The organism is Stenotrophomonas sp. SY1 (genome assembly GCF_021202945.1).
Taxonomy (GTDB): Bacteria; Pseudomonadota; Gammaproteobacteria; order Xanthomonadales; family Xanthomonadaceae; genus Stenotrophomonas.
The window spans coordinates 1,831,879-1,856,074 of record NZ_JAJOYR010000001.1; the positions used below are offsets into that span (position 1 = coordinate 1,831,879).

A 24,196-nucleotide genomic window follows, 5' to 3' on the forward strand; every position below is an offset into this window, starting at 1 on the left:
CTACTCGGTGGGCTTGGCGGTTGCGCTGGGTGAAAGCGTGGCGGCCTTGCGCGCCAGCACCGCTTCGCGATGGGCGATGTAGGCGTTGGAACCGAGGATGATCAGTGCGCCGAGCACCGTCCAGCCGTCCAGCACTTCGCCAAACAGCAACCAGCCCAGGGTCACCACCAGCGGCAACTGGGTGAAGCTGATCGGGGTCAGTGCCGAGACTTCGCCCAGCTTCAGGGCGCGGGTCCAGAACAACTGGCCGATGGTGCCCAGCACGCCGGTGGCCACCAGCCACAGCCAGCCGATGGGCGAAGGCCACACCCACACGAACAGTGCCGGAACCAGCGACAGCGGCACCCAGAACACGTAGGTGTAAAACACCACCGTGTCCGGGCCGTCGACGCGGGTGAGCTGTTTGATCTGGATGGCGACCAGGGCGCTGAGCAGTGCTGCTGCCACCGCGATCAGGCTGCCGGCCTGGAAGCCTTCCACGCCCGGGCGCACGATCACCAGCACGCCGATGAAACCGGCAATCACTGCCGCCCAGCGACGGATGCGTACCTTCTCGCCCAGCCACAACACCGCCGCGATGGTCACGAACAGCGGCGTGGAATACGACAGCGAGATGGCCTGCGACAACGGCAGATGGCCGATGGCCCAGAAGCCGCACAACATCGAGGCCAGGCCGATCGCACTGCGCAGGAAGTAACGCGGCAACTGCTGCGTGCGCAGTGAGCCGTGGCCGGGGCGCAGCAGGAACGGCAGCAGCGCCAGCAGGCCGAACGCATTGCGGAAGAACGCCACTTCCTGGGTTGGCACATGGCCGGTGGCGTAGCGGATGGCGATGGCCATCAGGCCGAACGCCATCGCACTGGCGAACATCAGCAGCGCGGCGCGCAACGACGCCGGCGTGCGGGTGGTTGCGAGGGCGGTGTTCACCATTGCGCGCCGATCAGCCGTGGCTCCGGCTCGATGGGCACGCCGAAGGTTTCCAGCACCGAGGCCGAGACACGACGTGCAAACGCCAGCAGTTCAGCGCCGCTGGCCGAGCCGTGATTGACCAGCACCAGCGCGTGGTTGGGAGAAATGCCGGCGTCGCCGTCACGTTGCCCCTTCCAGCCGCAGGCTTCGATCATCCAAGCTGCGGAGATCTTGCGGTTGCTCTCGTCGTTGCCGGGGAACACCGGCAGCGCCGGATAGTGCTGCAACAGCACGTCCACCTGTTCGACCGGCAGCACCGGGTTCTTGAAGAAGCTGCCGGCGTTGCCCAGCACATCCGGGTCGGGCAGCTTGCGACGGCGGATGGCGATGACCGCGTTGGCGACGTCGGTGGCGACGGGCAGTTCGATGCCCATGGCCTTGAGTTCATCGCTGATGCCGGCGTAACCCAGGCGCAATTCGTGCAGCAGCGGCAGGCGGAACTCGACGGCGGTGATCAGGTAACGATCGGGCTCCTGCTTGAACACACTGTCGCGGTAAGCAAACTGGCAGGCCTCCTGGTCCAGCCGGACCCAGAGCTGCTCGCGGGTGTCCCAGGCTTCGACGGCCTGGATGAAATCGCCGACCTGCGCGCCATAGGCGCCGATGTTCTGGATCGGCGCCGCACCGACCGTGCCGGGAATCAGCGCCAGGTTCTCCAGCCCGGACAAGCCTTCGGCCAGTGACCACATCACCAGCCCATGCCAGTTCGCACCGGCACCGGCGCGGACGATGGCGTGGTCGGCGCGGTGCTCGAGGATGCGGACATCGTTGTTGTCGAAGGTCAGTACGGTGCCTTCCGGGTCACCGGCGAGCAGCACATTGCTGCCGCTGCCGAGCACCAGCAGCGGGCCACTGCCGACGATGGTGGCCAGCACTTCGGGCAGCGCGGCTACGTCGGTTACGCGCAGCAGGCGCGCGGCGTTGGCGGCGACATGGAAGGTGTTGAGCGAATGCAGCGAAGCGTGTTCGACCAGCGACCACGGAGCAATTACGTCGGTCATAGTGGTGCGACGGCGCCTCCCGAGGGAGATTCGCGACGGCGGCGGATGGCATCGACGCATTCGCCGATCAGCGCCGGGCCACGGAAGATCAGGCCGCTGTAGCACTGCACCAGCGAAGCACCCGCAGCCATCTTGGCGACCGCATCAGCACCGGAGCTGATGCCGCCTACGCCGATCAGCGGGACCGACTCCGGCAGGCGCGCGCGCAAGCGGCGCAGCACCAGCGTGGACTGACCCAGCAGCGGTGCGCCGGACAGACCACCAGCTTCCTTGGCCAGTGGATCACCTTCCACCGCCGGACGACCGATGGTGGTGTTGGTGGCGATGACGCCATCCACGCCCAGCTCGCCCAGCACGCGTGCGGCGGCATCGATGTCACGGTCGTTCAAGTCGGGAGCGACCTTGACCAGCATCGGCACGCGGCGGCCGTGCTGCGTGGCCAACCGTTCCTGCGCATCGCGCAGCCCGGTCACCAGGCGTCGCAGCGCCTGTTCTTCCTGCAGCTCACGCAGGCCGGCGGTGTTGGGCGAGGAGATGTTGACGGTGATGTAGTCGGCCAGCGGATAGACCTTTTCCATGCAGATCAGGTAATCGGACAGCGCCTCTTCGTTGGGCGTGTCCTTGTTCTTGCCGATGTTGATGCCCAGCGGACCGGGCCGGTTGCGCACGCGTTCGACGTTGTTCACCAGCACATCCACGCCGAGGTTGTTGAAGCCCATGCGGTTGATGATGGCGCCGTGCTGCGGCAGGCGGAACAGGCGCGGCTTGGGATTGCCGGCCTGCGGTTTCGGAGTGATGGTGCCGATTTCAACGAAACCGAAGCCCAGTGCGAACAGGGCTTCGATGTGCTCGCCATTCTTGTCCAGGCCGGCAGCGAGCCCGACCGGGTTGGGGAAATTCAGGCCGAACGCGCTGGTTGGCAGCGGTTTGGCACGGCTGGCAACCAGCGGGCTGGTGCCGGTGCGCCATGCAAGGTCCAGCGCGGACAGCGCAAGACCGTGGGCGCGCTCGGCATCGAGGGTGAACAGGAACGGGCGGGTGATCGAATACATAAGCTCAATTCAACGTGCCGACAAAGGCGCGGGTCTGGTACTCAAAAGCGACGTGACCGTCGACGGCGTGGGTTGCAAACAGGTGTTCCAGCGCCTGCAGCATGGCTGCGTGGCGGGGGTGGCCAGCCTGCGGCGCATAGGAAGAGGACAGCAGCCGGCCGCGCAGGCCGTCGTAATCCAGGTGCTGCACATTGGGGAAACCGGCGATGCCGCGCAGGCCGGTGCCGAACCACTCGCGCATCTGCTCGTCGGTCTGGTAGCGCTCGGCCACCTGCGTGTAATCGGTGCCGAACTCCAGCAGCAATTGCTCGTAGCCGGTCAGGAACGGCGAGGTGTCGAGCAGGCGCGAGTTCCAGAACACCAGCGCAAGGCCGCCGGGCTGCAGGATGCGTTTCCATTCGTGGCGCACCGCTTCGGTATCAAACCAATGGAAGGCCTGCGCCGCAGCAACTACGCCGACACTCCCATCGGCCAGCGTGGTGGCCTCGGCCGTGCCATCGACAACCTGCAGTTGCGGGTAGTCCGGGGCCAGCCATTGCTCGGCCGCCTGGCGCATGGCGGCATTGGGTTCGACCGCGATCACCGGGTGACCGGCGGCCAGGAACAACCGGGTGGAAATGCCCGTGCCGGCACCGATATCGGCGATGCGCGTTTGCGCTGCGACACCGATGTCGGCATGCAGCCAGTCCAGCAGCGCCGGCGGGTAGCCCGGGCGATAGCGCACGTAGTCGGCTACGCGGCTGCTGAAACGTTCGGTTGCGTCGCTGCGGCTCATGGGCACCTCACGAATGCAGGGCGGAGAACCAGGCCAGTCCACCGAAGAACAGGATGAAAACCAGTATCGCGATGACGGACAGGATGGCCAGCGCCACGCTGATCCAGCCCAGTATTAATCCGGCTACGGCCAGTCCATCGCCGTCCAGCTGACCATCGCTGCGGCGGATTTCAGCACGGGCCAGGTGGCCGAAGATGATCGCGCCGATGCTGCCGAGGAACGGCAGCAGGGTCCAACCGAGAATGCCTGCAATCAGACTGATGACCGCGTAGGTGCTGGTCTGTCGGGGTGCGGGGATGTTCATGGGCAGAACCTCCGTTTCGGGTGGCAAGCCCCTCTCCCATTCGTGGGAGAGGGGTTGGGATGAGGGCAGCTCCCGCCATGAGCGGGAGCTGATGCTCACAGGTCGAACTTGATGCCTTGGGCCAGCGGCAGCGAATCGGAGTAGTTGATGGTGTTGGTCTGGCGGCGCATGTAGACCTTCCATGCATCCGAACCGGACTCACGGCCACCGCCGGTGTCCTTCTCGCCACCGAACGCGCCACCGATCTCGGCGCCGGAGGTGCCGATGTTGATGTTGGCGATACCGCAGTCGCTGCCGGCAGCGGACAGGAACTTCTCGGCGGTCTTCAGGTTGGTGGTGAAGATGGACGAGGACAGGCCTTGCGGCACGCCGTTCTGCATGTCGATGGCTTCGTCCAGGGTGCTGTACTTCATCACGTACAGAATCGGGGCGAAGGTCTCGTGCTGGACGATTTCGTCGCTGTTCTTCAGGCCGGTAACAATCGCCGGCAGCACGAAGTTGCCCGCGCGGTCGATCGCGGTGCCGCCGGTTTCAACAGTGCCGCCGGCAGCCTTGGCCTTCTCGATCGAGGCCAGGAACTGCTGCACGGCTTCCGGGCTGTTCAGCGGGCCCATCAGGTTGGCGGCGTCGGTCGGGTCGCCGATCTTGCCTTCGACCTGCTTGTACGCCTTGACCAGCGTGGCCAGCACGTTGTCGTAGATGGATTCATGCACGATCAGGCGGCGCGTGGTGGTGCAGCGCTGGCCGGCAGTGCCGACGGCGCCGAACACGATGCCCGGCACGGCCAGCTTCTGGTCGGCGGTCTCGTCCATGATGATGGCGTTGTTGCCGCCCAGTTCCAGCAGGCAGCGGCCCAGGCGCTGGGCGACCTTCTGGTTGACGGTGCGGCCGACCTGGGTGGAGCCGGTGAAGGAGATCAGCGGCACGCGACGGTCGTCGACCATCTTTTCCGACAGCGCGGTGCCGGCGTCGTTGATCAGGAAGAAGATGTCCGGGAAGCCGCCGGCCTTGAGCGCGTCATTGCAGATCTTCATCGTGGCAATGGCGGTCAGCGGAGTCTTGTTGGACGGCTTCCAGATGCACACGTCGCCGCAGATGGCAGCCAGGAACGCGTTCCAGCTCCACACCGCGACCGGGAAGTTGAAGGCCGAGATGATGCCGACCAGGCCCAGCGGGTGGTACTGCTCGTACATGCGGTGGCCGGGGCGCTCGGAGTGCATGGTGTAGCCGTACAGCATGCGGCTCTGGCCCAATGCGAAGTCGGCGATGTCGATCATCTCCTGCACTTCGCCGTCGCCTTCCGGCTTGGACTTGCCCATTTCCAGCGCGACCAGTGAACCCAGCGCGTCCTTGTGGGCGCGCAGCGCCTCACCGCACAGGCGCACAGCCTCGCCACGGCGCGGGGCCGGGGTGGTGCGCCACACCTTGTAGGACTCCTGGGCACGGGCGATCACGGTTTCGTAATCGGCCTCGGTGGTGGCCTGGACTTCTGCGATCACCTCACCGGTGGTCGGATTCTGCGGCTTGAGAACGCCTGCGCCGGTGGCGCTGGACCACTCCCCGTTACCCAGATAGGTGCCAGCGTTGGTGGCATCCAGTGCCAAGGCCTTGAGCAGCTTGGAAGACATGCAAACTCCTGTTTCGTTACGAATTTTGGCCCGCCGCGGGCGTGGGGGGAGCAGGGGCGGAGCCGTAAATGGTAACAGAGGGCAGGGTGCGGCCTTGGCCCAGGGAATGGGGGTTGGTCCAAGCCGGTCTGTCGGCGCCCTGATTGGCGGCCCGGGCCGCCAATCAGGGCGCCGAGGCCTGTTCAGCGTCCCGGGAGGCCGGACTACTCCGCCGCCGACCAATCCGGCTGGTTCCGATGCCAATCCCATGCGCTTTGAATGATCGGCGCAAGTTCAGTCCAGCGCGGTTGCCAACCGGTTCGCAGGCCAGCGGCCGACACGGAAATGCGTCGTGGCATCGAACTTTCGTCCACGGACATGTTTTCGACGAACCGGGGACCGGTGGTTGGACATGGATGAACCACTCCAGCGCGGCCTGGTGATGTCCGGTGAGCGGACTGTCCAGTACCTGCAGGCGATGACCAGGTTCGGCACGCCATTGCACCAGATGGATGCCGATGCAGTCGCCAGCAGCGGAAGGGACGTTTCTGCGAAGTGCTGAAGGTACGCGTGAGTGCCGCTGATGCGGGTTGGAAAGCGCCGAAAAAAGGGCTGGCGCGGAACCGAATACTGGCGGCGATGGCCACGTTCGTTCGTGTATTTAGGACGTGACCTATGCGGATGCATCGGCCCTGCCTGAAATTGGTGCCCGAATACTGGTATGCACTGAAAGTAGTTGTTTGAATGCTGCCCGGTTGCGCAGCGGAACTTCTTTCTGCGCTTTGATTTTCCCTGCTCGCGCTGTCAATGGATGTGCCCAGGATTGATGCGCGATGGCGTCAGCACGGTTGGACATGGCTCCGGTCGGGAAGTGGCGGTTTCTGTGGCATCGCCGCAGTTCTGAAGGAGAGGTTGCAAATGCTGCAGGATGCGATGGGCAACGTTCCCGTCAGGCGGAAAGATACGCGCGTTCGCATTGAAAGGCGTGTCGCGCTGGACCTCTGGCTTCGTATCGCCGATTCGGTCGCCGTGCCTTTGGTTGCGGTCGCAGTGCATCTTTTCCTGAATGGAGTACAGCTGCCCAGTCCGCTGGTGCGGATGGCTTTCGGTGCCCTGTTGTTGAGCGTGGTCGTATGTTTCACCGTCGTTCCCGTGTATCGGTGCTGGTGGCTTCGTGGCGCCATTGCCGATCTTGGCTGTCTGCTGCTGGCGTGGACCGCCGCCTTCGGTGCCTTTGCGATGTTTCTGCTGCTGGCGCACATGCGCGACTCCCTGGCGGGCGCGTGGTTGCTCGGTTGGTATGTGATGGGTCTGCTGGTGATGCTCGCTGTCAGGCTGCTCGTTCGGATACAGCTGCATCGGCTGCGATCACGAGGTTTGTACTGCGAACGAGTGCTGTTGATCGGCCTGCGTGCACCAGCCTTGAAACTGCATCGCCTGCTGGGCGGAAGGCCGGAGATCGGCAAGCGCGTGGTGGGCTACTTCGCCGCTGGAGAAGACATCGTCGTGCGTGAAGGTGCCGCTCCGATCCGACTCGGCACGTTGCTTGATCTGTCGTCATATCTGCAGGAGCACCAAGGCGAGTTCGACCAGGTGTGGGTGTCCCTGCCGTTGGGTGAAGGTGTCGCGATCAAGGATGTGCTGAAGGACATCGAGGGCTTCCCGGTACCGGTGCGGGTGATTCCCGACACCAGTGGCCTGGGCATGCTCAACCCCGGGGTGTACCTGACAGGCAATGTGCCGATGATAGGTATACGACAGGGGCTGGCCCAGCCGGACTATCGGCTGATAAAGCGCGCGCTGGACCTGCTGGTCGCGAGCATCGCGCTGTTGGGCCTGGCTCCGGTTCTGGTCATGCTGGCGTTGGGAGTGAAACTCAGTTCGCCTGGACCGGTCCTGTTCCGGCAGCGCCGACATGGGCTGGGTGGACGGGAATTCTGGATGCTCAAGTTCCGCTCCATGCGTGTGCACCAAGAGGCATTGGGCACGTTGACGCAGGCCAGCCTGCACGATCCACGCATCACCCGTTTCGGCGCTTTCATGCGACGGACCAGCCTGGATGAACTACCGCAGTTTCTGAACGTTCTCGTCGGCAACATGTCCGTGGTCGGCCCCAGGCCCCACGCGGTTCAGCACAACAATCATTTTCAGCGGTTGATACAACGCTATATGCATCGTCACTACGTGAAACCCGGCATCACCGGCTGGGCACAGGTCCATGGATTGAGGGGGGAGACCCCGGATCTCCGTTCAATGCGTAAGCGGGTGCAGTACGACATCGATTACATCCGCAGGTGGAGCCCGATCCTCGATCTTCGGATCATCGCTTTGACTGCAGTAAAAGTGCTGGGTCAGAGGATGGCGTACTGATGCGCGGCTACAGAATCGCCGAGGAGAGGGACTCCTTTGTCCAGACGAAAATTGCGTGGCGCGTTGCCGTTGAGAGGGGCGCAGGTGCAAGCCGATGCTGGGTTGGTGCCTGGTTGAAGCACAGCACATGCCCAGCAGCATGAAATCTGCGGCGCGGAGATGACCTTGTTCCGGAACGTGCTGGTTGTCTGTGCCGGAAACATCTGTCGCAGTCCTGCTGCCGCAGCGATGTTTCGTCATGCACTGCATGGGAAGCACGTGCAGGTTGCCTCAGCCGGCCTTGCGGCAGTCGTGGGGCGAAGCATGGACACGAATGCCCAGTCGCTGTTGTCCAAATCCGGGCTTGACGGCAGCGATCATCGAGCACGTCAGCTCGACGCGAGGATGCTGCACGGTGCAGAACTGGTGCTGGTGATGGAGCGAGTCCACCTGCATCACCTGGCTCGGGTTGCGCCGCAGGCGTCTGGCAAGGCGTTCCTGCTGGGGAAGTGGCAAGGCGATAGAGAAATCCCTGACCCGCATCGGCAGCCCCCGCATGTATTTGAAGACGTGCATCGAATGATGTGTGAAGGGGTGCAGGGGTGGTTGAGTCATTTGTAAATCCCACGGCGTCACCGGTGCTCTTGGTGGGCGCTACAACACGCCTCGGATCGGATGCGCCCACGGATGTTCGAGGCGCCGTTCCCCAACAGACACCCGGCAATTCAAGCTCATGACAACGACAGCGTCTGCGACGATCAACGGGAACAAGGACGGAATCGGTCTGCGCGAGCTCCTGGGCGCGATCATCGACGATAGATGGCGGGTCCTGATCATCACGCTGGCCTTTGTGGGCGCATCCCTGCTTTACGTGGCGTTGGCTACGCCCGTGTATCGGGCGGAGGCGGTCGTCCAGGTGGAAACAAAAGTGCCCGCATTGCCAGGCTTGGCCGAGGTCAGCGGTGCGTTGGGCTTGGGGCCGCGTTCGACCGAAGCCACAACCGAGATTGCATTGATCACCTCGCGAAAAGTAGTGGGAAGTGCGGTGGATGCGCTGCGGCTGGACATCGAGGTGGTGCCTGACTACCTGCCGGTGGCGGGGCGGTTCATCGCCCGGCGAGCCGAATTGCCCGGTTCGGCTGGACTGGGGCGCGTCCGCTTCGGCCTGGCACGTTTCGGTTGGGGCGGGGAATGGCTCCGCGTGCGCACGCTCGAGGTTCCAGAGCGATTGCTTGGCAAGCGACTGGTGCTGGTCGCGCGTGGACATGGCCGCTACGCGTTGCACGATGATTCCGGAAGCGTACTGCTTGAAGGCGTTGCCGGGCAGGTCGCACGCAGGGACGACTTCGTGCTGGATGTGACAAATCTGCGGGCGCATTCCGGCATGCGTTTCGGCCTGCGACTGCAGCCGCGACTGAGTGTGGTGAACGAGGTGAGAGGGGCGGTCGGGGTGTCGGAGGCTGGTAAGGGTTCTGGCATTCTCAAGCTGTCTTACCAGGATCCGGATCCGGCGCGGGCCGCGCAGGTACTGCAGCAGCTGATGAACGCCTACGTGGAGCAGAACGTGGAGCGTAGCGCAGCTGAGGCATCGACACGGCTGCATTTCGTGAGAGCACAGATGCCCTCTATCCGTGATCAGCTGGATAGGGCGCAGCGGGCGCTGAGCGACTATCAGACGCGCGTGGACTCGGTGGATATGGTTCTTCAGACCAAGGGTCTACTCGAACAACAGGTCGCTGTGGAGACCGGAATCCAGCAGCTGCGGCTGCAGCAGGCGGAGATTGATCGCAGATTCACCCGTGACCACCCGGCCTACCAAGCGTTGATGCGGCAGTTGGGGGAGCTGGAAACGCGCAAGAACGCTTTCCAGGGCAGGGTGCGGCAACTCCCGGAGTCGCAGCAGGAGTTGCTGCGACTGACGCGTGACCTGCAGGTCAGCAATGAGATGTACACGGCCATGCTCCACCAGGCACAACAACTGGATGTGGCCAGGGCAGGAACGATTGGCAACGTTCGGATCGTGGATGCCGCAGAGGTGGACGGCCTTGATCCGGTAGCCCCGCGGAGGGCATTGCTGGTTCTGGCTGGACTGGCGTGCGGGCTGTTCAGCTCGGTCGGTTGGATACTGCTGAGCAAGCTCTTCAATCGCGGCGTCGAGGACCCGTCCCAGCTTGAGGAGATGGGGCTCCCGGTGTATGCCGCAGTACCCACAGACAGTCCCCCCGGCAGGCGGCTGCTTCAGGTCAGGCGTCGCGCTGGCGACGAGGGTCTGCTGGCGGTGCTCGATCCGGCTGCTCTGGCGGTTGAGGCGTTGCGCAGCCTGCGCACCAGCCTTCATTTCGCGAAGCTTGAGGCCAGGAACAACATCGTTCTGATCTCGGGGGCGAGCCCTGGCGCGGGCAAGACCTTCGTCACGACCAATCTGGCTGCGGTACTTGCACAGGCGGGGCAGCGGGTATTGCTCATCGATGCGGACATGCGCAAGGGCACGGTGCACAAGGTGCTGGGCGTGTCGCAGGCTCCCGGGTTGTCGGATGTGCTGGCTGGACACTGTGGCGTCGCGGACGCGATCACCCAGTATCCGGCATTGAATGGTCTCCACTTCATTGCTCGTGGCACCGCTCCGCCGAATCCATCGGAACTGCTGCTGCGTGAGGCATTGGAACAGCTTCTTGATGCTGTACAGGGCATGTTCGATGTCGTGCTGATCGATACACCACCGATTCTTGCGGTGACTGACGCGTCGGTGATCGCACGGCATGCCGGTACCAGTCTGCTGGTTGCCCGCTTTGGAAAGAACCAGCCACGCGAGCTGGAGGTTGCGAGACGTCGCTTCGAGCAGAACGGCGTCAAGTTGCGGGGAGTCATCCTCAATGCCGTGGAGCAGCGGGTTATGGGCTTCTCCAGTTACGGGTACTACGAATACAGGTGATGGGCCGAGTACGCATGTGGGAGGTGCGGTAGGTACCTCCTTTCGTTTCTACCGGCGTTGTTGAAGGTTGACGGAAGATGTTGAAGTGATTGCTTTGGTCCAATGTAAAACGCGTACCGTGATTACCTACGGGACGTTTGATCTGTTCCATGTTGGCCATCTGAATCTCCTGCGCCGGATGCGCGCACTGGGAGATCGGCTGGTCGTGGGTGTGTCAACGGACGAATTCAACGCCAAGAAGGGAAAGCGCACGGTTGTTCCGTTCAAGGATCGGGTCGCTATTGTCCAGGCCGTCCGCTATGTCGACCAGGTGATCGCTGAGCATGATTGGTCGCAGAAGATCGGGGACATCGAAACCCTGGGAGTCGACGTGCTGGGCATGGGCGATGACTGGGAAGGACAGTTCGACCACCTGAATGATGCGTGCGAAGTGGTGTATCTGCCCCGTACCAAGAACATCTCCAGTACCGAGATCAAGCGTGCCCTTAGTGCTCTGGATGCAGCGCAGATAGCTGAGCTGAAGGTTGCCTTGGACCTGGCATCGACCATCGTGCGGCGTTTCGAATGAAGGGGGCAAGCCTCCGATTGGGATTAGGCAGGCGCTCGCCGATCCTTGCAATTGGCGATCAGTTGGCAGTTGTCCTCGGCAACGCACTGCTTGGCGTCATGGTCGCCAGGAGTTCCAGCATGGAGGAGTTCGCCCGATTCGCACTGTTCCAATCGCTGCTTGTTCTTCTGGGGTTTCTCCACGTGCCGTTGATGAATGACCCGCTTGTTCTGGGCAGGGGCGGAAGGGGGACGGCGTTGATGGACTCATTGGTGTTCACCGTGCGCGTCTTTGCGCCGTTGTCGGTCAGTGGCTCTCTTGTGCTGTCGATGATGGGTGTTGCTGGCCCCGTGGAGTCGATCCTGCTGCTGGCTCCCAGCGTCATGCTCGCGTGCCTGTGCTGGTCGGCCAGAAGTGCATTGCACGGGGATGGGAATCACCGCGCGGCCTGCCTGGTCAGCACGACGGGTATGTTGACGTCGTTGCTGGTGTTCGCAGGACTACTGTTTGCTGGCATCCAGCCTGTTCGTGCCGCGTTCATGGCCATCGCCGGCTCCAGTCTGCTGGCGTTGCTCGTAGCCACGCGTTTCGATATCGAAAATTCGATCAGGCGAGGTTCCGTTGATGAGGGCGCCGACGCAGCCTTGCCGGGGCTGGCCGCCGCCGGTCTGGTTTGGGTTTCGGGGAACGTGACTGTCCTGTTCCTTGCATGGTTGGGACGGCTTGAGGATATCGCGGGGCTTCGCGCTGTGTTGACGCTGTTACTTCCGCTGAATCAGTTGCTGATTGGTCTTTCTGCGTTCCTGATGCCGCGCTTTGCCTATCTCCATGGTTCGGGACAATTCTCCTTGATACAGCGGTTTCTGCTTCGGCTGTCCTTGGGTTGTTCGGGGATGGCGCTGTTGTTTGTTCTCTGTGTGTATCCGCTGGCTGGTCAGCTGCTCGGCCGTATCTATGGGACTGGCTATGTGGCCTACGAAGGGCCGATGCGTCTGGGGGCGACAGTACTGCCGCTGTGTTGGGGTCTTATCACGCTTCGCAGGACGCTGCTGCGCAGCAGTGGACGGCTGCCTGACCTGCTGCGGATCAATGCTGCTGGTCTGCTGGTTGGAATTCCGCTCTCACTGGTGGTTCTGTTGTCTTCGAATGAGAACGCAGTCATGGGGTCGTTTGTCGTGGTCCAGATTGCGATGCTTTGCGCGTACCTGCTGCTTGGGCGCGAGCGAAAGGTGATTTGACGTGGCGGGCGACAATTTCTCATTTTTGCGCGACAGCCTGCTGAAGGCATTCAAACTGCCATGGTTCGCCGTTCTCTCGATTCTGGCCAGGTTTGCTGTGCGCGACAGAAATCTCTGGTTGTTCAGTCGTCGCAGCGGTGTCGGCGATGGGCCGCTTGCGATGGCCCTGCATTTTCGAGAGATCAACCCCGCTTTGCGGCTGGTATGGCTGACCCGTGACGATGCCGACGATCGGTTGGCCGAGTTCCATCAGCTTGAGTTCCACAGGCGCGATTCTTTGCACGGACTGCTGCTTTGCCTGAAGGCGGGTGGTGGGTTCATGACCAATGGCTTCAGCGATCTGCGTGGCCCGGCAATCTGGGGCGCGCAGGTCATCCAGTTGTGGCACGGTGCCCCCTTGAAGCGGATCGGTAGGGATCGTCGCGATCACTCTGGCAGGCAGAACGTCCTGCTACGGCGTCTGATAGACCGGCTCGAGGCATATTGGAATAGTCATTGCACCTACGTGATCTCCGCTTCGCCGTTGGCAGCCGAACGTCTGTGTTCGGCGATGGCGCTGCCCGCGAGCAGAGTTGTGGTGACCGGTGATCCGCGCATGGACCTGGTCGGGCGCGATAACGGAGCGGCGCGCAGGACGCTGGAGGCGCTGGCGGTTACGCATGGGCTTGGCGGGAGGCGGTTGTTTGCCATCGTCGCGCCTACCTGGCGCGAGGATGGCGCGGTGGTCGATGGCTTGGATGCCCATGCGTGTTCGATTGTCGCTGCGCGAAGTGATCTTGTGGTGTTCGTCAGGGCACATCCACACTCGGCGGAAATCGATGCCTTTGACGGTGTGCCCAATGTGATCGCCCTGTCCCCATTGGACTACCGGGACGTCACCGCGCTGCTGGCTGGATTCGACGTCCTGCTCACCGACTATTCCAGTATCGCGATGGACTTCTCCGTGCTGTCCAGGCCTATCGTGCTGGTTGCGCCTGACTTGCTCGGATATGCAGCCGCGCCCGGCCTGTACGAGGACTACTGCCGGTTCAGCGAGGGGCGGAGTTACGGCTCCTGGTCCGACGGCATCGTTGAGTTGGTGTCGCTGTGCGAAGGGGATCACGCGCTGGCTCAGAGCTATAGCGATCGGAGTCGCGCCATGGCGGCGCGCTACCACCCTTTCGGTACGGAAGGGAATGCAGAGCGCGTGGCGTCGCTGCTGGCTTCCGGAAAGGAGTGCCGTTGATGCGGATCATGCATGTGACCCAGTGTCTGGGAGGCGTTGAGACATACCTGCGTTCGTTTCACGCGCACGGCGCGTTCGACGGCTTTGAGTGTCGTGTACTCGTTGTCCCCTCAGAATGCCTGTTGGCTGAGGAATGGCGGGCGGCAGGCGGCGTGGTTGAGGTTGTCGAAATGCGACGCGACGTCGGGGTCTTCTCCGATATCCAGTCGCTCGGCCGGATCCTGCGTCTGATGCGACTGCATCGGCCGGATGTCGTGCACCTGCACAGCTCCAAAGCGGGGGCGCTCGGTCGGATCGCCGCGCTTGCCAGCAGGTTGTCCGGGCATCGTGCTGCAGTGGTCTATACGCCGCATGCCTACTATTACCTTGCCCAGTCCGGTTGGAGGCGGCGTGTTTTCCAATGGATAGAGCGCCTGCTTTCGTGTTCCACGGATCTGCTCATGGCGACGTCGGCCAGCGAGCGGGAGCGAAGCCTGGTCGAAGTCGGTTATCGCACACGCAAGATATGCACCATCTCCAATGGGGTGTCGCTGTGCGATCCCCGTGCCCGGGGGCCTGACAACGGCGGCGTGATCGACGTGATCTTTGTTGGACGGATCTGCCACCAGAAGAACATCGAGTTGCTTGCCAGGGTCATTGCACGCTTCAGCGCGGGTGAGGGTGTGCGCTTCAGGATCGTTGGTGCCGGACATTACAGGCAGGATCGCTTTCTGCTTGATGCGCTGTTGCACGACGCAGGCGTGGATCAGGGGTTGGTGGAGATTGTTCCCTGGCTCACGCATGCGGAGGTGCAAGCGTTGTTTGCTGTTTCCGACATCAGCGTGGTGACATCGCGATATGAGAGTTTTGGCTATGTGGCCGCTGAGGCGGGTGCGGCAGGGCTGCCGGTGGTGGCTGCGAACGTGGACGGGCTGAAGGATGTCGTCGAGGCTGGTGTCAGCGGATTTCTTGTGGAACCGGAAGATTGCGAGGGCTTCGTCGCGCGGATCCGCCAACTTTCCGGGGACGCGGGCCTGAGGACACGCATGGGGGATGCAGGGCGCTGCCGGGTAGCTCTGCATTTCAACGTTGGCAGGAACGCAGTGGCGATGCGCGATGTTTACGCGGAGCTGCGATGAGCAGGGCGAATGCCGGTATCGGCTGGTACTTCGTGGCCATGTTTTCCGTCGCCGGCGTATTCCTGGTCCACGAGATGCCGCAACTCTGGCATTCGAAGTTCTATCTCGATGGGCAGACGCTGCTTGCCGCCACGCCGGCAATGGAGCTGTTTGCAGGGTCGTACAGGGCGAGCGCGTGGTTGTTCTGGCCGGTGTTTCAGCTTGCCGGATACTTGGGGCTGGACCTGAGCCTGTATTCAAGTCGCTTTGATCGGGCATGGTTCGTGATGAACCTGCTGTGGGCGCTCCCGTTTCTGGCCATGATCTGGGAGGTGGTGAGGCGGATGGGTGCGCGTGCTGCTCCGAGCGACATCTTCGTTCTCTTCTGTGCGCTGGTGTTGTACGCCCCGTTCTACGGCAGCATCAACAAGGACATCGTCCCAGCGTTGATGATGTTTGCCGTGACCGCCGCTTTGGCGGCTGGCCGGCTCGGCACGGCGCTGACCGTCTTTGTGGTGCTGGTGCTGGCCTATGGACTTGTGGTGCGTGTCTATTTCCTGCTCTTCGGCACTGTATTCGTGCTTGCTTACTTCCTGGTCGATAGCCGCACGAAGATGATGGTCGCGCTGTTTGCTGGAACGATGGTTGTTGTCCTTTCCTTTCCGTACATTCCGCGGGCGCTTATCGACATCGGGCGCGCTGAGTACCTCGAGGATGTGGCGAGCACACGGATCAACTATTCCTTCGACGACTACACGGCGGGCGGCTTTGCGCTCAATCGCATCGTTGCGGTGGTCAGGGTGGCGTTTCCTGTCGAGCTGCTGCTGAAATCACCCGTGTATGCGCCATTCGTTCTCTTCCGTTGCTACGTCACGCTGCTGATGCTGAAAGCGATTGATCAGGTGGGGGGCATGCGGATGGCAGCGTGCGTCATTCTGGCATTCACCGTCACGCAGGCGGTGTTCGAGCCGGATTTTGGCTCGGCGTTCCGCCACTTCATGATGGCAATTCCACTGGTGATCTATCTGCAATCAGCATTTGGTCGCCCGGCTGGCCATCGCTGGGGTGCCCTCGCCAGGCCGCGATCCTGCTGATTGGCCAGTGTGTTCCGACCTTTCAACGCGGAGCGGAGCCGGCGGGGTGGGGTACCGATAGTGTCACGGGTTGAGCCAGCCCGGCTGCGTTTGCCACCGCAGGAGATCACGCTCGTCAGTCTCTTGGTACAGGCCCCGCGGCCGCGCCAAACGCGCACCACCATCGCGGTACAGCGGGTTCCATGCCAGGTTGGCGTGGGCACGGGTGGAGCGGGGCAGCATCAGATCGAACGGCATTCTTATGAAGATGCCCTTGTCAAAGCTCCCTTCGCCGAAATCCTCGGACGAGACATCGGTCTTGGTGGCATATGCGCCCATGCTGACGCCGTTGTTGAACGCACGTGCCATTGAAAGCGTGGCGCCCCAGTCGCCCGCAAGGTAGCGGCCGGCATGGAGGCTGCTGGCTATCCTGCGCTGGCTTCCCCACAGGTAATGGAAGCCGATATGGCCAGTGCCGGTGCTGTAGCCGCGGAAATGGAACTTCTGCCCGAAGTCGCGCTGTCTGACCCAGTTCAGGTCGGCGCCAACCGCCCAGCGTTCGCCCAAGGGGCGATACAGCACTTCGCCGCCAACACCGCCGTACATGGATTCGAGCATGCCGGCGTAGGCCATTGCGTACAGCGTATTGCCGAGCTTTCCGGTGGCGGTGAACTGCAGGTTGGGAACCGTGAAGTCGGAAGTAGTCAGGTACTGTCTGACGTGGGTACGCACGCGCGGCAGGTTGCTTGGGGCGTCGTAGTGGAACTTGTCGTAGTTGTTGTAAGCGTTGTAGCTGATAGTTCCGCTGAGCTGGAGATTGGGTGTGAGCTGCAGTGCGCCCTGGTACGCGCCTGACAGCTGGAACAGGATGAAGCCATCCGGCCCGCCAACGGTCTGTTGGTAGCCTAGCTTGAAGGCGCTGTCGAACTGGCGCGTCGACGGCGCATACAAGGTGGTTGCAGGCCTTGCTGTTGGCGCGGTGACATGCAATTGCGTGGCGAGCTGGGCAGGGGAAATGCGGTTGTCCAGGTAGTTGTGGAGCACGCTCAGTTCGATGCCTGTTTCCAGCAAGGGCATGCCCATGCGGGTGTTCCGTACGGTCAGCCAGTTGACGTCTGCCGGTGCATCGCTGGCAAGAATGCGAGCGCTGCGCTCGAAGCCACGTGCGGGTTGTATGTAGCGGCGTTGCTCGCCGCTGACGATGATCTCCGTTCCGCGCCGGGAGATGCGTTGCACGCGCAGGCCGGCGTTGCTCTCCAGCTGCGCGGCGATCGCGGCCCAGTCGGTTTGCGTTTCGGGCCCGACCGGTTGCGCCAAGGTGGCGGCGTTGTAGGGAACTGGCGGTGGGTCCAGTGGTTTGGCGCTCGAACTGGCCAGGGCAGGATTGGAGCGCAGGGTCAGTCCAAGCATGGCGGTGGTGCCGCGCTCCCACCCCAGATGCAACTGCACGTTGCGGTTGGGCATGTAGACCGCGCCAATGTTGAACGGTGTGCGCTGGCGCTGATGATTGTGCTGTGGCTCGTTGCGATAGTCGTTGCCGTCGTACTCCAGCTCGAGCTGCAGGGGCTTCCAGGCTGTCTGATAGGCCAGTCCGCCAAATACGCCTACTGGGCCACGGAACATCGCGCTGGTGCCCAGCTGCCCGGCTGCATGGTTGGTGGTGTTGCTGTCGGGGCGGTGCGCATAGCGGTCATCGATGTGTCGCAATGGGTTGCCGAAGTCGCCACGGTTTCCGATGTATCCCGTTGCCACGCCGATGCTGGCATCCAGCGGTCCGATCCGCTTGTTGGCAACCAGGTACTCGCTGGAGAAAAGCCCGGTGCCGCCGACGTCGCGTATGCCGAACGCCACTTCTGGTGTCCACCTGCGCTCACGAAGCAGGCGCAGCTTCAGGTCGATGGATTTGTCCTTGTAGCTCTGGTCGCCGCTGAGTGCGTGACTGCCATAGCGGCGGTTGGCAACGGAGACGTAGCGGAAGCTTCCTTCCAGCCACGGCATGGGCTGCATGACGACCGTATAGCGGCTGTAGGGGGATGTGTGGCTGGCGGTGAGGCTCAGACTGCCTTCCCCATCCATGCGGCTGCTGGGCGTCTGCAGCAGGCCTGTGCCGCCCCAGTCGCTGGCGTTAGGCGTGGGGCCTTGCTGCGCGTGCAATGCGCTGCAGACGCCCAAACCCAGCAGCGCCAGGCTTCCACGGGACAAGCTCCGCTTGCGTTGCCGCCTCACGGTTGCACTCCGGAGGCGCCCAGCACCTGTGTGGCCAGGAACTTCGCCGCCGCGTCATTGACGTTGGGGGCGACTGTCGGCGACAGGGAATCATCCAGTGGCACATAGATCAGTGCGCCGGGTGCGAGAGTGGAGCGCGGACTGCGGTTCCACAATGCGATTCCCAGGCGTTCAATGCTGCCGTCCGGCTGTATGACGTGCAGGTAGTCTCTGCTTGCCGCGCGCAGCAATGGGCATTGTTGTCGATATGCCGCTGGCGTCTGGAGCGGGACGTGCGGCAGCTTGCAGGCATTGCGGACGGCGCCGGTCACGGTGACGGTCGTCGGCCGTGACGGATAGAACAGGTGATCACCCGTCGACGCCGGGTAATCCTGCGTGCGGTTGGCTTCCAGCGTGCGGGGTTCGAGCAACTGCATGACGCGTCCGGTTACGGGCATGGGAGAAAGGATCTCAATCAGCTGGTCGGCGGCTTCGGCAAGGGCAGGCATGTCGCTGCCTCCTGTGGACAACAGTCCCAGGTCAAACATCAGGCCCGCCTTGTGGCGTGCCTGTTCTGGCAGCTCACGGTGGCGCAGCAATGCAGCACCCAGGTGGTAGGCATCAGTGGTAGGTCGGGCGGTATCGGCTGCAGCGCTGAGGCGCGCCCGTGCCGGCAGGACGTGGAGGCCGGGGGCGTGCACGCTGCCGGAAGCCTCGATGGTGATATGGGTTTGTGCCTGTACCTGCGCGCACGTCAGCAACCACATTGCAATTGCAGTCACGCATCTGATCATTGCCGTCGCAGGTCCACGGCATAGGGCTTGAGCTGGATGATCTGCAGCTGGGTATCCGGTGCGATGGCCTGCACGCTTTTCCAGATGAAGCCGTTATCGGGATCAATCCAGTAGTGGTTACTGCTGCGCCAGTGGTCGCTTTGCAGTTGTTCGCGTATGTGAAGCAGCGATCGGGTATGCCCCAGTATCGTTACTTCTTCCTGGCCCACCGGCTGTAGCGTTCCCTGTACCTGCATGCCATAGCGATAGCCCGGCATCACGTCATAACGTCGCCGAACGCGGGTGCCGGGCTCGACCATGTGCAATGCGCCGAACGGGTTGTTTCCCTCTATCACCATGTCCCGCAGTTCGGGAGTGCCACCGTGCGTGGCCACCACCAGCCCGCGTTCCATGAAGACGATGCTGCGCTCGCTGCTGTACCAGGCCTGGCGGCCGTGCCTGACATGGCCAAGGACGAGAATCGCTCCGCCGGCCGGTCCGTTTACCTTCATCTGCGGAAATCGATTGGCGGCGACGGCTACGGGATCGGGCCGTATGTCGGGCTTGCCCTGAAGAGCCAGCTGTACGGTCTGCAGGGTGGTGCGTCCCATGCTGCCGCACCCGGCAAGTGCCAGGGCCAGCAGTGCGAACGTGCAGCTACGGGTGAAGCGCGTTGTTGGTGTGGCAGCCAAAGGCTTGAGACATGTCATTGCTGCGATCAGTTGCTGTCCAGATCGTTGCGTGTACTGGCAGCGTTGCTGACGATGGTCGTGAACGGCAGCAACTGGTTCACGAAGCGGCTCCAGCGTGTGACCCCCGCCGCGCCGACAAACACCACGTCACCGGGCTTCAGTTCGAACTGGCTGGCCAGCGCGAATGCGGCCGGCGACCTGGCTTCAAGTTGAAACACCTGCGAAGGGGCCTGTTGCAGGTCGCGGGAGCCGCGGATGACGTAGACCGAATTTGCATTGACGGTGGATTGCAGCAGTCCGCGAGCGCGACCCAATGCCTGGCTCAACGAGATGCCACCGGTCCGGAAGCTCAGTGCGCCAGGTTGATTCACCTCGCCGACGACAAAGACTTCCTTCTGGTCCAGATACGGGACGTGGACGTGATCGCCGGCCTTCAGGAACAGGTGGCCTTCGCCGCTTCCGTCCCCGCTCATGCGGCCAAGGTCAAGCACGTGGGTGACTCCGTCGCGGGTAAGGCGAATGCCAGACAGATCTGCCTGGGTCGGATCCAGCCCGGATTGGCTGATGGCTTCAGCCAACGTCAATGGCGTGACCGTCAGCACGAGGATAGCCGCTTGGCGCGAGGCACCGGTTACCCATACTCGCTGGCTGGCGTAGGTGAGTACCGAGACATCCACCTGCGGCGCTTCCACGTATCGGGCAAGCCGCATGGTGATCTCCTGTCGCAGTTCCGTCGGCGTCTTGCCAGAGGCGATGACAGTGCCGATGTAGGGATAGAACAACGTGCCGTCGGATTGCACCAAGCGCCCAGCGGCATTGAGCTGTTGCTGAGGTCCTGCCGGGACGGTCAGTTCAGGGTGATCCCAGACGGTGATGTAGAGAACATCACCGGGGCCAAGCACGTAGGGACCGGGGCGATAGTTGGTGAGGGAAGCCGCGAGTGAAGGGGCTTTCCGCGCGGCTTCGTCCATCGCGATCAGCTTTGCGGTGATGGGGACCAGTTCGACCTGATCCGGAGCAATGGGTCTGTCACTGGCTGCCGCCAAGCCGCTGCTGCGCATGTGTTGGCCAGGGGCCCAGAGGCACGCGGACAGGAGCAGGGCCAAAGCGGCGGCAATGGCTGGGCGTTTGCTGTCCATCTTGGTGTGTATTCCTGGCCGGCGAGGGCAGACAAAAAGCCCCTCCGGTGATTTTCCGGAGGGGCGGTAGGTCGAGCTTGAGGATGGTTTATCGGGTGCCCGTGGGGCCGCGTGATCCGGAGGAGTCGTCATCACCACCGGAGATGGCGCCATAGAGCACGGCCGAGGCGGCAACGCCGATACCGACGAGTGCACCGGTGCTCAATGCGCCAGTGGCGGCGGCGGAAGCCTGTTGAGCGCCGGCGACTTCGTAACTGCCAATGCCGTCGGCCGTGGCGCCTTCGGCGACGGCTTCCTGGGTCAACAGGTTGCTCTGGTCGGCCACTTCTGCGAGGTCGCCTGCCGAGGCCTGTTGAGCGAGATTGTCAGCAGAGGGCGCCTCCGGGACGTTGGCCTCCTGATGCGCGGCCGGATCCTGGGCGGGGTCGCTGGACGGCTCGGATTCGGGCTGCTGTGGAACTTCCTGCGCAACGGCCTGGGTCGTCGGCACCTGCTCGGTCCAATTGCCTGAAGCAGCGGCAGCCGTGGCCGTAGCCGGGATTGTTTGTGCAAGCGCGCAGAACGGAAACCCCAGCAGCGTCAGGGTGGCGAGCATTTTTTTCATTTGGGGGTTCCTATTCCGTCAGATGGAAAACGCCGGTCATATTTCTTTTGCTCACCAAATGTGTCAATCAGTCTCGTCCTAGCTTGGCGAGGCTGTGCTGCTTCAAGGGCGCCGCGCCAGGCACAAAGGTGGGGTTGCAGTTGGGAGCTGCGTGTTGGCAGGGACATCGTGTTGGTTGTGTTGAGGCCTGGTGCCGGGGTGTTTTGCTGGCCGGAGCCGGCGCTTGCCTGTACTCTTGTCGCCCTCAAATTGGCCCCGTAGCTCAGCTGGATAGAGCGGTCCCCTCCTAAGGGACAGGTCGCACGTTCGAATCGTGTCGGGGCCACCAATTCAGCATCCTGTCCTGCCGCGTCGAGGCGGTTTATGGCGGCCCGGCGGTGCAGCCGGTGCAATGCGATCTCCGGCTTGTGGTCATTTCCCATTTATCGAAGCGTTGCGGCCATGTCCACAGCGCGGGCAGACTGCCGCCATGCCGTCCACCTTCCGCCACCTGCGTCGCTACCCGGCCCCGACCGGCCTGGAGCGCCATGACTACGCCCAGTGGGTGCTGCCGGTGCGGGGTGATCTTCAGTTCGAAGTCGGCGGTCGTGGCGGGCGCCTGGATCTGCTGCAGGGGGCCTTTGTCGCGCCAGGTGAAAGCCATGACCTGGAAGGCCAGGGCGAGAACTGCTGCCTGATCATCGACTGCCATCCGGGCGCACTGGATGACGACACGCTCGAACACCTGCGTCAGCAGCGCTGGTTGGCGTTGCCGAAGCACATCCGGCAGCAGTTGCAGCACATCCATGCGCAGGACGCCGAGGCTGATCCGCTGCCGCAACTGCTGCGTTACTTCGCCCCCGCAGGCAGCGGTGCGCGTTTGCAGGCGTTGTGTGCGGCGATCAGGCAATGTCCCGGCGCGGATTGGTCGGTGGCGCGGATGGCGGCCCAAGTGGGTGTCAGTGGCAGTCGCCTGCATGCCTTGTTTGCCCATGAATTCGACGTATCGCCGCAGGCCTGGTTGGGTGCGGCACGGCTGCGCTGGGCCAAGCAGGAACTATTGCGTGGCGACGCCAGCATCAGCGATATCGCGTTGCGGGCAGGCTATTCCGAGCACAGCGCACTGACCCGTGCGCTGCGTCGGGAAAGCGGTCTGAGCCCGAGCCAATGGCGCCGGCAGGGCAGTAGCCTCGGTCAAGACACATCGGTGACCCCGGCCTAAACTGCGCGGCCCGATCTGATGTGTGGCAGGCAATGAATCGTTCAATGGGCGTGGGTATCGCCAATGGCGTGGCTTCCGGCGCGCTGTGGGGCCTGGTGTTCCTGGCCCCGGCGGTGCTGTCGGGTTTCTCGCCGCTGCAACTGGCTGCCGCCCGTTATCTTGTCTACGGTCTGGTCGCGGTGATCCTGCTGGTGCCGCGCTGGCCCTCACTGCGCGCAACCATTGGCAAGGTCGAATGGACCGGGCTGACGTGGTTGAGCCTGCTGGGCAACATCATCTACTTCGTGCTGCTGTCGATCTGCGTGCAATGGAGTGGCGGCGCATCGGCCGCCTTGATCGTCGGCATGGTTCCGGTGCTGGTGGCGCTGGTGGGGGCGCGCGAACCTGGCGCGGTGCCGTTGTCGCGCCTGGCACCGGCCTTGGTGCTGTGCGTGGCCGGCGTGGTGTTGATGGGGTACGAGGCGATGGGTTCGGCGCATGTGCAGACCAGCGCCACACAACGATTGATCGGGCTGTTGTGTGGCGTCGGCGCGCTGGTGTCGTGGACGGCCTATTCGGTGGCCAATACGCGCTGGCTGGCGCGGGTGCCGAATGTATCCGGCCATGACTGGTCGCTGCTGACCGGCGTGGCCACTGGTGGCTTGGCCTTGTTGCTGGCACCGGTGGCGTTTCTGGGCGACAGCAAGGTGCATTCGGGCAGCGAATGGGCTGGATTCTGGGCGATGGCGGCGGCAGTGGCGGTGTTTGCGTCGATCCTGGGCAACGCCTGTTGGAACCGGGCCAGCCGGGCGCTGCCGCTGACCTTGGGCGGGCAGATGATCGTATTTGAAACCCTGTTCGGGTTGGTCTACGGCTTCCTCTGGCAGCAGCGCTGGCCGGTGGCGGCCGAAGTGCTGGCGGCGGTGTGCCTGGTCGCCGGCGTGGTCTGGAGCGCGGCAGCGCATCGGCCGGCACCGGCGGCGGCTGAATCGGCCTGAGCTTTCCGCGCGGTGGGCAGCGAAAGCACCGCTGAAAGGTTGCTTTCGTTTGCAACCAGCCACGCGTGGAGAGAAATCTATATTCAGTGACTCGGCAGCCTGTTTCAGGCTGCTTCAACGTAGATGGCCGACGTTCGCCGTTGGTGGCATTTGCAACTTTTAACAGCGGCTTCGCCGACGTTGCCTGCAATCGACGTTTTGCGGTGCAGCACTTGACAGTCCGTCGCCGGCTGTAGTCCTCTTGTCCGCATGAGCGCCATCCAGTCCCTCGCCACGCAGCAGTCGCCGATGACCGGCGGTCGTGCCCGTGCGTGGGCGCAGGGCAGCTCCATTACCACCGCCACTATTACCGTCACCATTAACCCGGTGCGGCCCGTCGTCTTCGCGTAATTTCCGAAAACCACGGCCCCGCAACCGGATCAGGATGCGGGGGAAC

23 protein-coding genes and 1 tRNA gene are annotated in these 24,196 nt (G+C 63.0%); 13 read left to right on the forward strand and 11 right to left on the reverse strand.

The features are described from left to right. The 6 genes from LR961_RS07650 to LR961_RS07675 form a co-directional block, all read right to left on the reverse strand. Window positions 1-930 carry a DMT family transporter gene (locus LR961_RS07650; protein WP_232147806.1) on the reverse strand — a complete coding sequence of 310 codons (930 nt, stop codon included), beginning with the start codon at window positions 928-930 and terminating at the stop codon, window positions 1-3. Beyond that, on the reverse strand, window positions 924-1,970 hold the full coding sequence (gene murB / locus LR961_RS07655; protein ID WP_232147814.1) for a UDP-N-acetylmuramate dehydrogenase: 1,047 nt from the start codon (window positions 1,968-1,970) through the stop codon (window positions 924-926). Before murB ends, LR961_RS07650 begins: the two co-directional genes overlap by 7 nt. Beyond that, entirely contained in the window at window positions 1,967-3,022 is a 1,056-nt protein-coding gene (locus LR961_RS07660; protein ID WP_232147816.1) for a quinone-dependent dihydroorotate dehydrogenase, read from the reverse strand. The genes murB and LR961_RS07660 overlap by 4 nt, the downstream gene beginning before the upstream one ends. Before the next feature lie 4 nt (window positions 3,023-3,026). Further along, entirely contained in the window at window positions 3,027-3,797 is a 771-nt protein-coding gene (locus tag LR961_RS07665; RefSeq protein WP_232147817.1) for a class I SAM-dependent methyltransferase, read from the reverse strand. Between the two features lie 7 nt (window positions 3,798-3,804). After that, a complete protein-coding gene (locus LR961_RS07670; RefSeq protein ID WP_232147819.1) occupies window positions 3,805-4,101 on the reverse strand; it encodes a DUF4190 domain-containing protein in 297 nt (98 codons plus the stop codon). A 95-nt stretch (window positions 4,102-4,196) separates the two neighbouring features. Then, entirely contained in the window at window positions 4,197-5,729 is a 1,533-nt protein-coding gene (locus LR961_RS07675; protein WP_232147821.1) for an aldehyde dehydrogenase family protein, read from the reverse strand. Between the two features lie 391 nt (window positions 5,730-6,120). Between LR961_RS07675 and LR961_RS07680 the strand changes: the two genes are divergently transcribed. From LR961_RS07680 to LR961_RS07720, 9 genes are all read left to right on the forward strand, one after another. After that, window positions 6,121-6,270, forward strand: a complete 150-nt coding sequence (locus tag LR961_RS07680) for a hypothetical protein (protein ID WP_232147823.1) — start codon at window positions 6,121-6,123, stop codon at window positions 6,268-6,270. 356 nt (window positions 6,271-6,626) lie between these two features. Continuing rightward, the gene (locus LR961_RS07685) at window positions 6,627-8,078 is read left to right on the forward strand and encodes an undecaprenyl-phosphate glucose phosphotransferase (protein ID WP_232147825.1); all 1,452 of its coding nucleotides are present in this window, start codon (window positions 6,627-6,629) and stop codon (window positions 8,076-8,078) included. A gap of 228 nt (window positions 8,079-8,306) precedes the next feature. After that, window positions 8,307-8,678: a low molecular weight phosphotyrosine protein phosphatase gene (locus tag LR961_RS07690; protein WP_232149272.1), complete on the forward strand. Its 372-nt coding sequence runs from the start codon at window positions 8,307-8,309 to the stop codon at window positions 8,676-8,678. 112 nt (window positions 8,679-8,790) lie between these two features. Continuing rightward, window positions 8,791-10,989 (forward strand): polysaccharide biosynthesis tyrosine autokinase, encoded by a 2,199-nt coding sequence (locus LR961_RS07695; RefSeq protein ID WP_232147834.1) that lies wholly within the window; start codon window positions 8,791-8,793, stop codon window positions 10,987-10,989. An 85-nt stretch (window positions 10,990-11,074) separates the two neighbouring features. Then, entirely contained in the window at window positions 11,075-11,557 is a 483-nt protein-coding gene (locus LR961_RS07700; RefSeq protein ID WP_332311020.1) for an adenylyltransferase/cytidyltransferase family protein, read from the forward strand. Between the two features lie 119 nt (window positions 11,558-11,676). Next, entirely contained in the window at window positions 11,677-12,774 is a 1,098-nt protein-coding gene (locus tag LR961_RS07705; protein WP_232147837.1) for a hypothetical protein, read from the forward strand. Between the two features lies 1 nt (window position 12,775). Continuing rightward, window positions 12,776-13,999, forward strand: coding sequence for a CDP-glycerol glycerophosphotransferase family protein (locus LR961_RS07710; protein WP_232147838.1), 1,224 nt, complete (start codon window positions 12,776-12,778; stop codon window positions 13,997-13,999). Beyond that, entirely contained in the window at window positions 13,999-15,117 is a 1,119-nt protein-coding gene (locus LR961_RS07715) for a glycosyltransferase (protein WP_232147840.1), read from the forward strand. The genes LR961_RS07710 and LR961_RS07715 overlap by 1 nt, the downstream gene beginning before the upstream one ends. Continuing rightward, the gene (locus LR961_RS07720; RefSeq protein ID WP_232147842.1) at window positions 15,114-16,190 is read left to right on the forward strand and encodes a hypothetical protein; all 1,077 of its coding nucleotides are present in this window, start codon (window positions 15,114-15,116) and stop codon (window positions 16,188-16,190) included. Before LR961_RS07715 ends, LR961_RS07720 begins: the two co-directional genes overlap by 4 nt. A 63-nt stretch (window positions 16,191-16,253) precedes the next feature. Here the strand turns inward: LR961_RS07720 and LR961_RS07725 are convergent, their stop codons facing one another. The 5 genes from LR961_RS07725 to LR961_RS07745 form a co-directional block, all read right to left on the reverse strand. Beyond that, window positions 16,254-18,371 carry a YjbH domain-containing protein gene (locus LR961_RS07725; protein ID WP_232147844.1) on the reverse strand — a complete coding sequence of 706 codons (2,118 nt, stop codon included), beginning with the start codon at window positions 18,369-18,371 and terminating at the stop codon, window positions 16,254-16,256. A gap of 20 nt (window positions 18,372-18,391) precedes the next feature. Next, on the reverse strand, window positions 18,392-19,141 hold the full coding sequence (locus LR961_RS07730) for a capsule biosynthesis GfcC family protein (RefSeq protein ID WP_232147846.1): 750 nt from the start codon (window positions 19,139-19,141) through the stop codon (window positions 18,392-18,394). 23 nt (window positions 19,142-19,164) lie between these two features. After that, on the reverse strand, window positions 19,165-19,758 hold the full coding sequence (locus tag LR961_RS07735; protein ID WP_232147847.1) for a YjbF family lipoprotein: 594 nt from the start codon (window positions 19,756-19,758) through the stop codon (window positions 19,165-19,167). Between the two features lie 107 nt (window positions 19,759-19,865). Beyond that, entirely contained in the window at window positions 19,866-20,900 is a 1,035-nt protein-coding gene (locus LR961_RS07740) for a polysaccharide biosynthesis/export family protein (protein ID WP_232147849.1), read from the reverse strand. 166 nt (window positions 20,901-21,066) lie between these two features. Next, window positions 21,067-21,573, reverse strand: coding sequence for a hypothetical protein (locus LR961_RS07745; protein ID WP_232147851.1), 507 nt, complete (start codon window positions 21,571-21,573; stop codon window positions 21,067-21,069). Window positions 21,574-21,833: 260 nt separating this feature from the next. On the opposite strand from LR961_RS07745, the gene LR961_RS07750 reads away from it, so the two are divergent. The 4 genes from LR961_RS07750 (at window position 21,834) to LR961_RS07765 (ending at window position 24,150) form a co-directional block, all read left to right on the forward strand. Then, window positions 21,834-21,910, forward strand: a tRNA-Arg gene (locus tag LR961_RS07750). 141 nt (window positions 21,911-22,051) lie between these two features. Beyond that, window positions 22,052-22,783, forward strand: a complete 732-nt coding sequence (locus tag LR961_RS07755; protein ID WP_232147853.1) for an AraC family transcriptional regulator — start codon at window positions 22,052-22,054, stop codon at window positions 22,781-22,783. Window positions 22,784-22,815: 32 nt separating this feature from the next. Continuing rightward, entirely contained in the window at window positions 22,816-23,760 is a 945-nt protein-coding gene (locus LR961_RS07760) for a DMT family transporter (RefSeq protein WP_232147854.1), read from the forward strand. Between the two features lie 249 nt (window positions 23,761-24,009). After that, complete coding sequence (locus tag LR961_RS07765) at window positions 24,010-24,150, forward strand: hypothetical protein (RefSeq protein WP_232147856.1); 141 nt, start codon at window positions 24,010-24,012, stop codon at window positions 24,148-24,150. Window positions 24,151-24,196: the final 46 nt, after the last annotated feature.

What these genes read in the sequence shown, in the direction of transcription:
- LR961_RS07755 (WP_232147853.1), top strand. Translation starts at nt 22,052, where the DNA reads ATGCCGTCCACCTTCCGCCACCTGCGTCGCTACCCGGCCCCGACCGGC.
- LR961_RS07715 (WP_232147840.1), top strand. Translation starts at nt 13,999, where the DNA reads ATGCGGATCATGCATGTGACCCAGTGTCTGGGAGGCGTTGAGACATAC.
- LR961_RS07670 (WP_232147819.1), bottom strand. Translation starts at nt 4,101, where the DNA reads ATGAACATCCCCGCACCCCGACAGACCAGCACCTACGCGGTCATCAGT.
- LR961_RS07660 (WP_232147816.1), bottom strand. Translation starts at nt 3,022, where the DNA reads ATGTATTCGATCACCCGCCCGTTCCTGTTCACCCTCGATGCCGAGCGC.
- LR961_RS07760 (WP_232147854.1), top strand. Translation starts at nt 22,816, where the DNA reads ATGAATCGTTCAATGGGCGTGGGTATCGCCAATGGCGTGGCTTCCGGC.
- LR961_RS07650 (WP_232147806.1), bottom strand. Translation starts at nt 930, where the DNA reads ATGGTGAACACCGCCCTCGCAACCACCCGCACGCCGGCGTCGTTGCGC.
- murB (WP_232147814.1), bottom strand. Translation starts at nt 1,970, where the DNA reads ATGACCGACGTAATTGCTCCGTGGTCGCTGGTCGAACACGCTTCGCTG.
- LR961_RS07695 (WP_232147834.1), top strand. Translation starts at nt 8,791, where the DNA reads ATGACAACGACAGCGTCTGCGACGATCAACGGGAACAAGGACGGAATC.
- LR961_RS07730 (WP_232147846.1), bottom strand. Translation starts at nt 19,141, where the DNA reads ATGTGGTTGCTGACGTGCGCGCAGGTACAGGCACAAACCCATATCACC.
- LR961_RS07735 (WP_232147847.1), bottom strand. Translation starts at nt 19,758, where the DNA reads ATGGGACGCACCACCCTGCAGACCGTACAGCTGGCTCTTCAGGGCAAG.
- LR961_RS07680 (WP_232147823.1), top strand. Translation starts at nt 6,121, where the DNA reads ATGGATGAACCACTCCAGCGCGGCCTGGTGATGTCCGGTGAGCGGACT.
- LR961_RS07665 (WP_232147817.1), bottom strand. Translation starts at nt 3,797, where the DNA reads ATGAGCCGCAGCGACGCAACCGAACGTTTCAGCAGCCGCGTAGCCGAC.
- LR961_RS07675 (WP_232147821.1), bottom strand. Translation starts at nt 5,729, where the DNA reads ATGTCTTCCAAGCTGCTCAAGGCCTTGGCACTGGATGCCACCAACGCT.
- LR961_RS07720 (WP_232147842.1), top strand. Translation starts at nt 15,114, where the DNA reads ATGAGCAGGGCGAATGCCGGTATCGGCTGGTACTTCGTGGCCATGTTT.
- LR961_RS07740 (WP_232147849.1), bottom strand. Translation starts at nt 20,900, where the DNA reads ATGCGCAGCAGCGGCTTGGCGGCAGCCAGTGACAGACCCATTGCTCCG.
- LR961_RS07765 (WP_232147856.1), top strand. Translation starts at nt 24,010, where the DNA reads ATGAGCGCCATCCAGTCCCTCGCCACGCAGCAGTCGCCGATGACCGGC.
- LR961_RS07690 (WP_232149272.1), top strand. Translation starts at nt 8,307, where the DNA reads ATGTTTCGTCATGCACTGCATGGGAAGCACGTGCAGGTTGCCTCAGCC.
- LR961_RS07705 (WP_232147837.1), top strand. Translation starts at nt 11,677, where the DNA reads ATGGAGGAGTTCGCCCGATTCGCACTGTTCCAATCGCTGCTTGTTCTT.
- LR961_RS07745 (WP_232147851.1), bottom strand. Translation starts at nt 21,573, where the DNA reads ATGCTCGCCACCCTGACGCTGCTGGGGTTTCCGTTCTGCGCGCTTGCA.
- LR961_RS07685 (WP_232147825.1), top strand. Translation starts at nt 6,627, where the DNA reads ATGCTGCAGGATGCGATGGGCAACGTTCCCGTCAGGCGGAAAGATACG.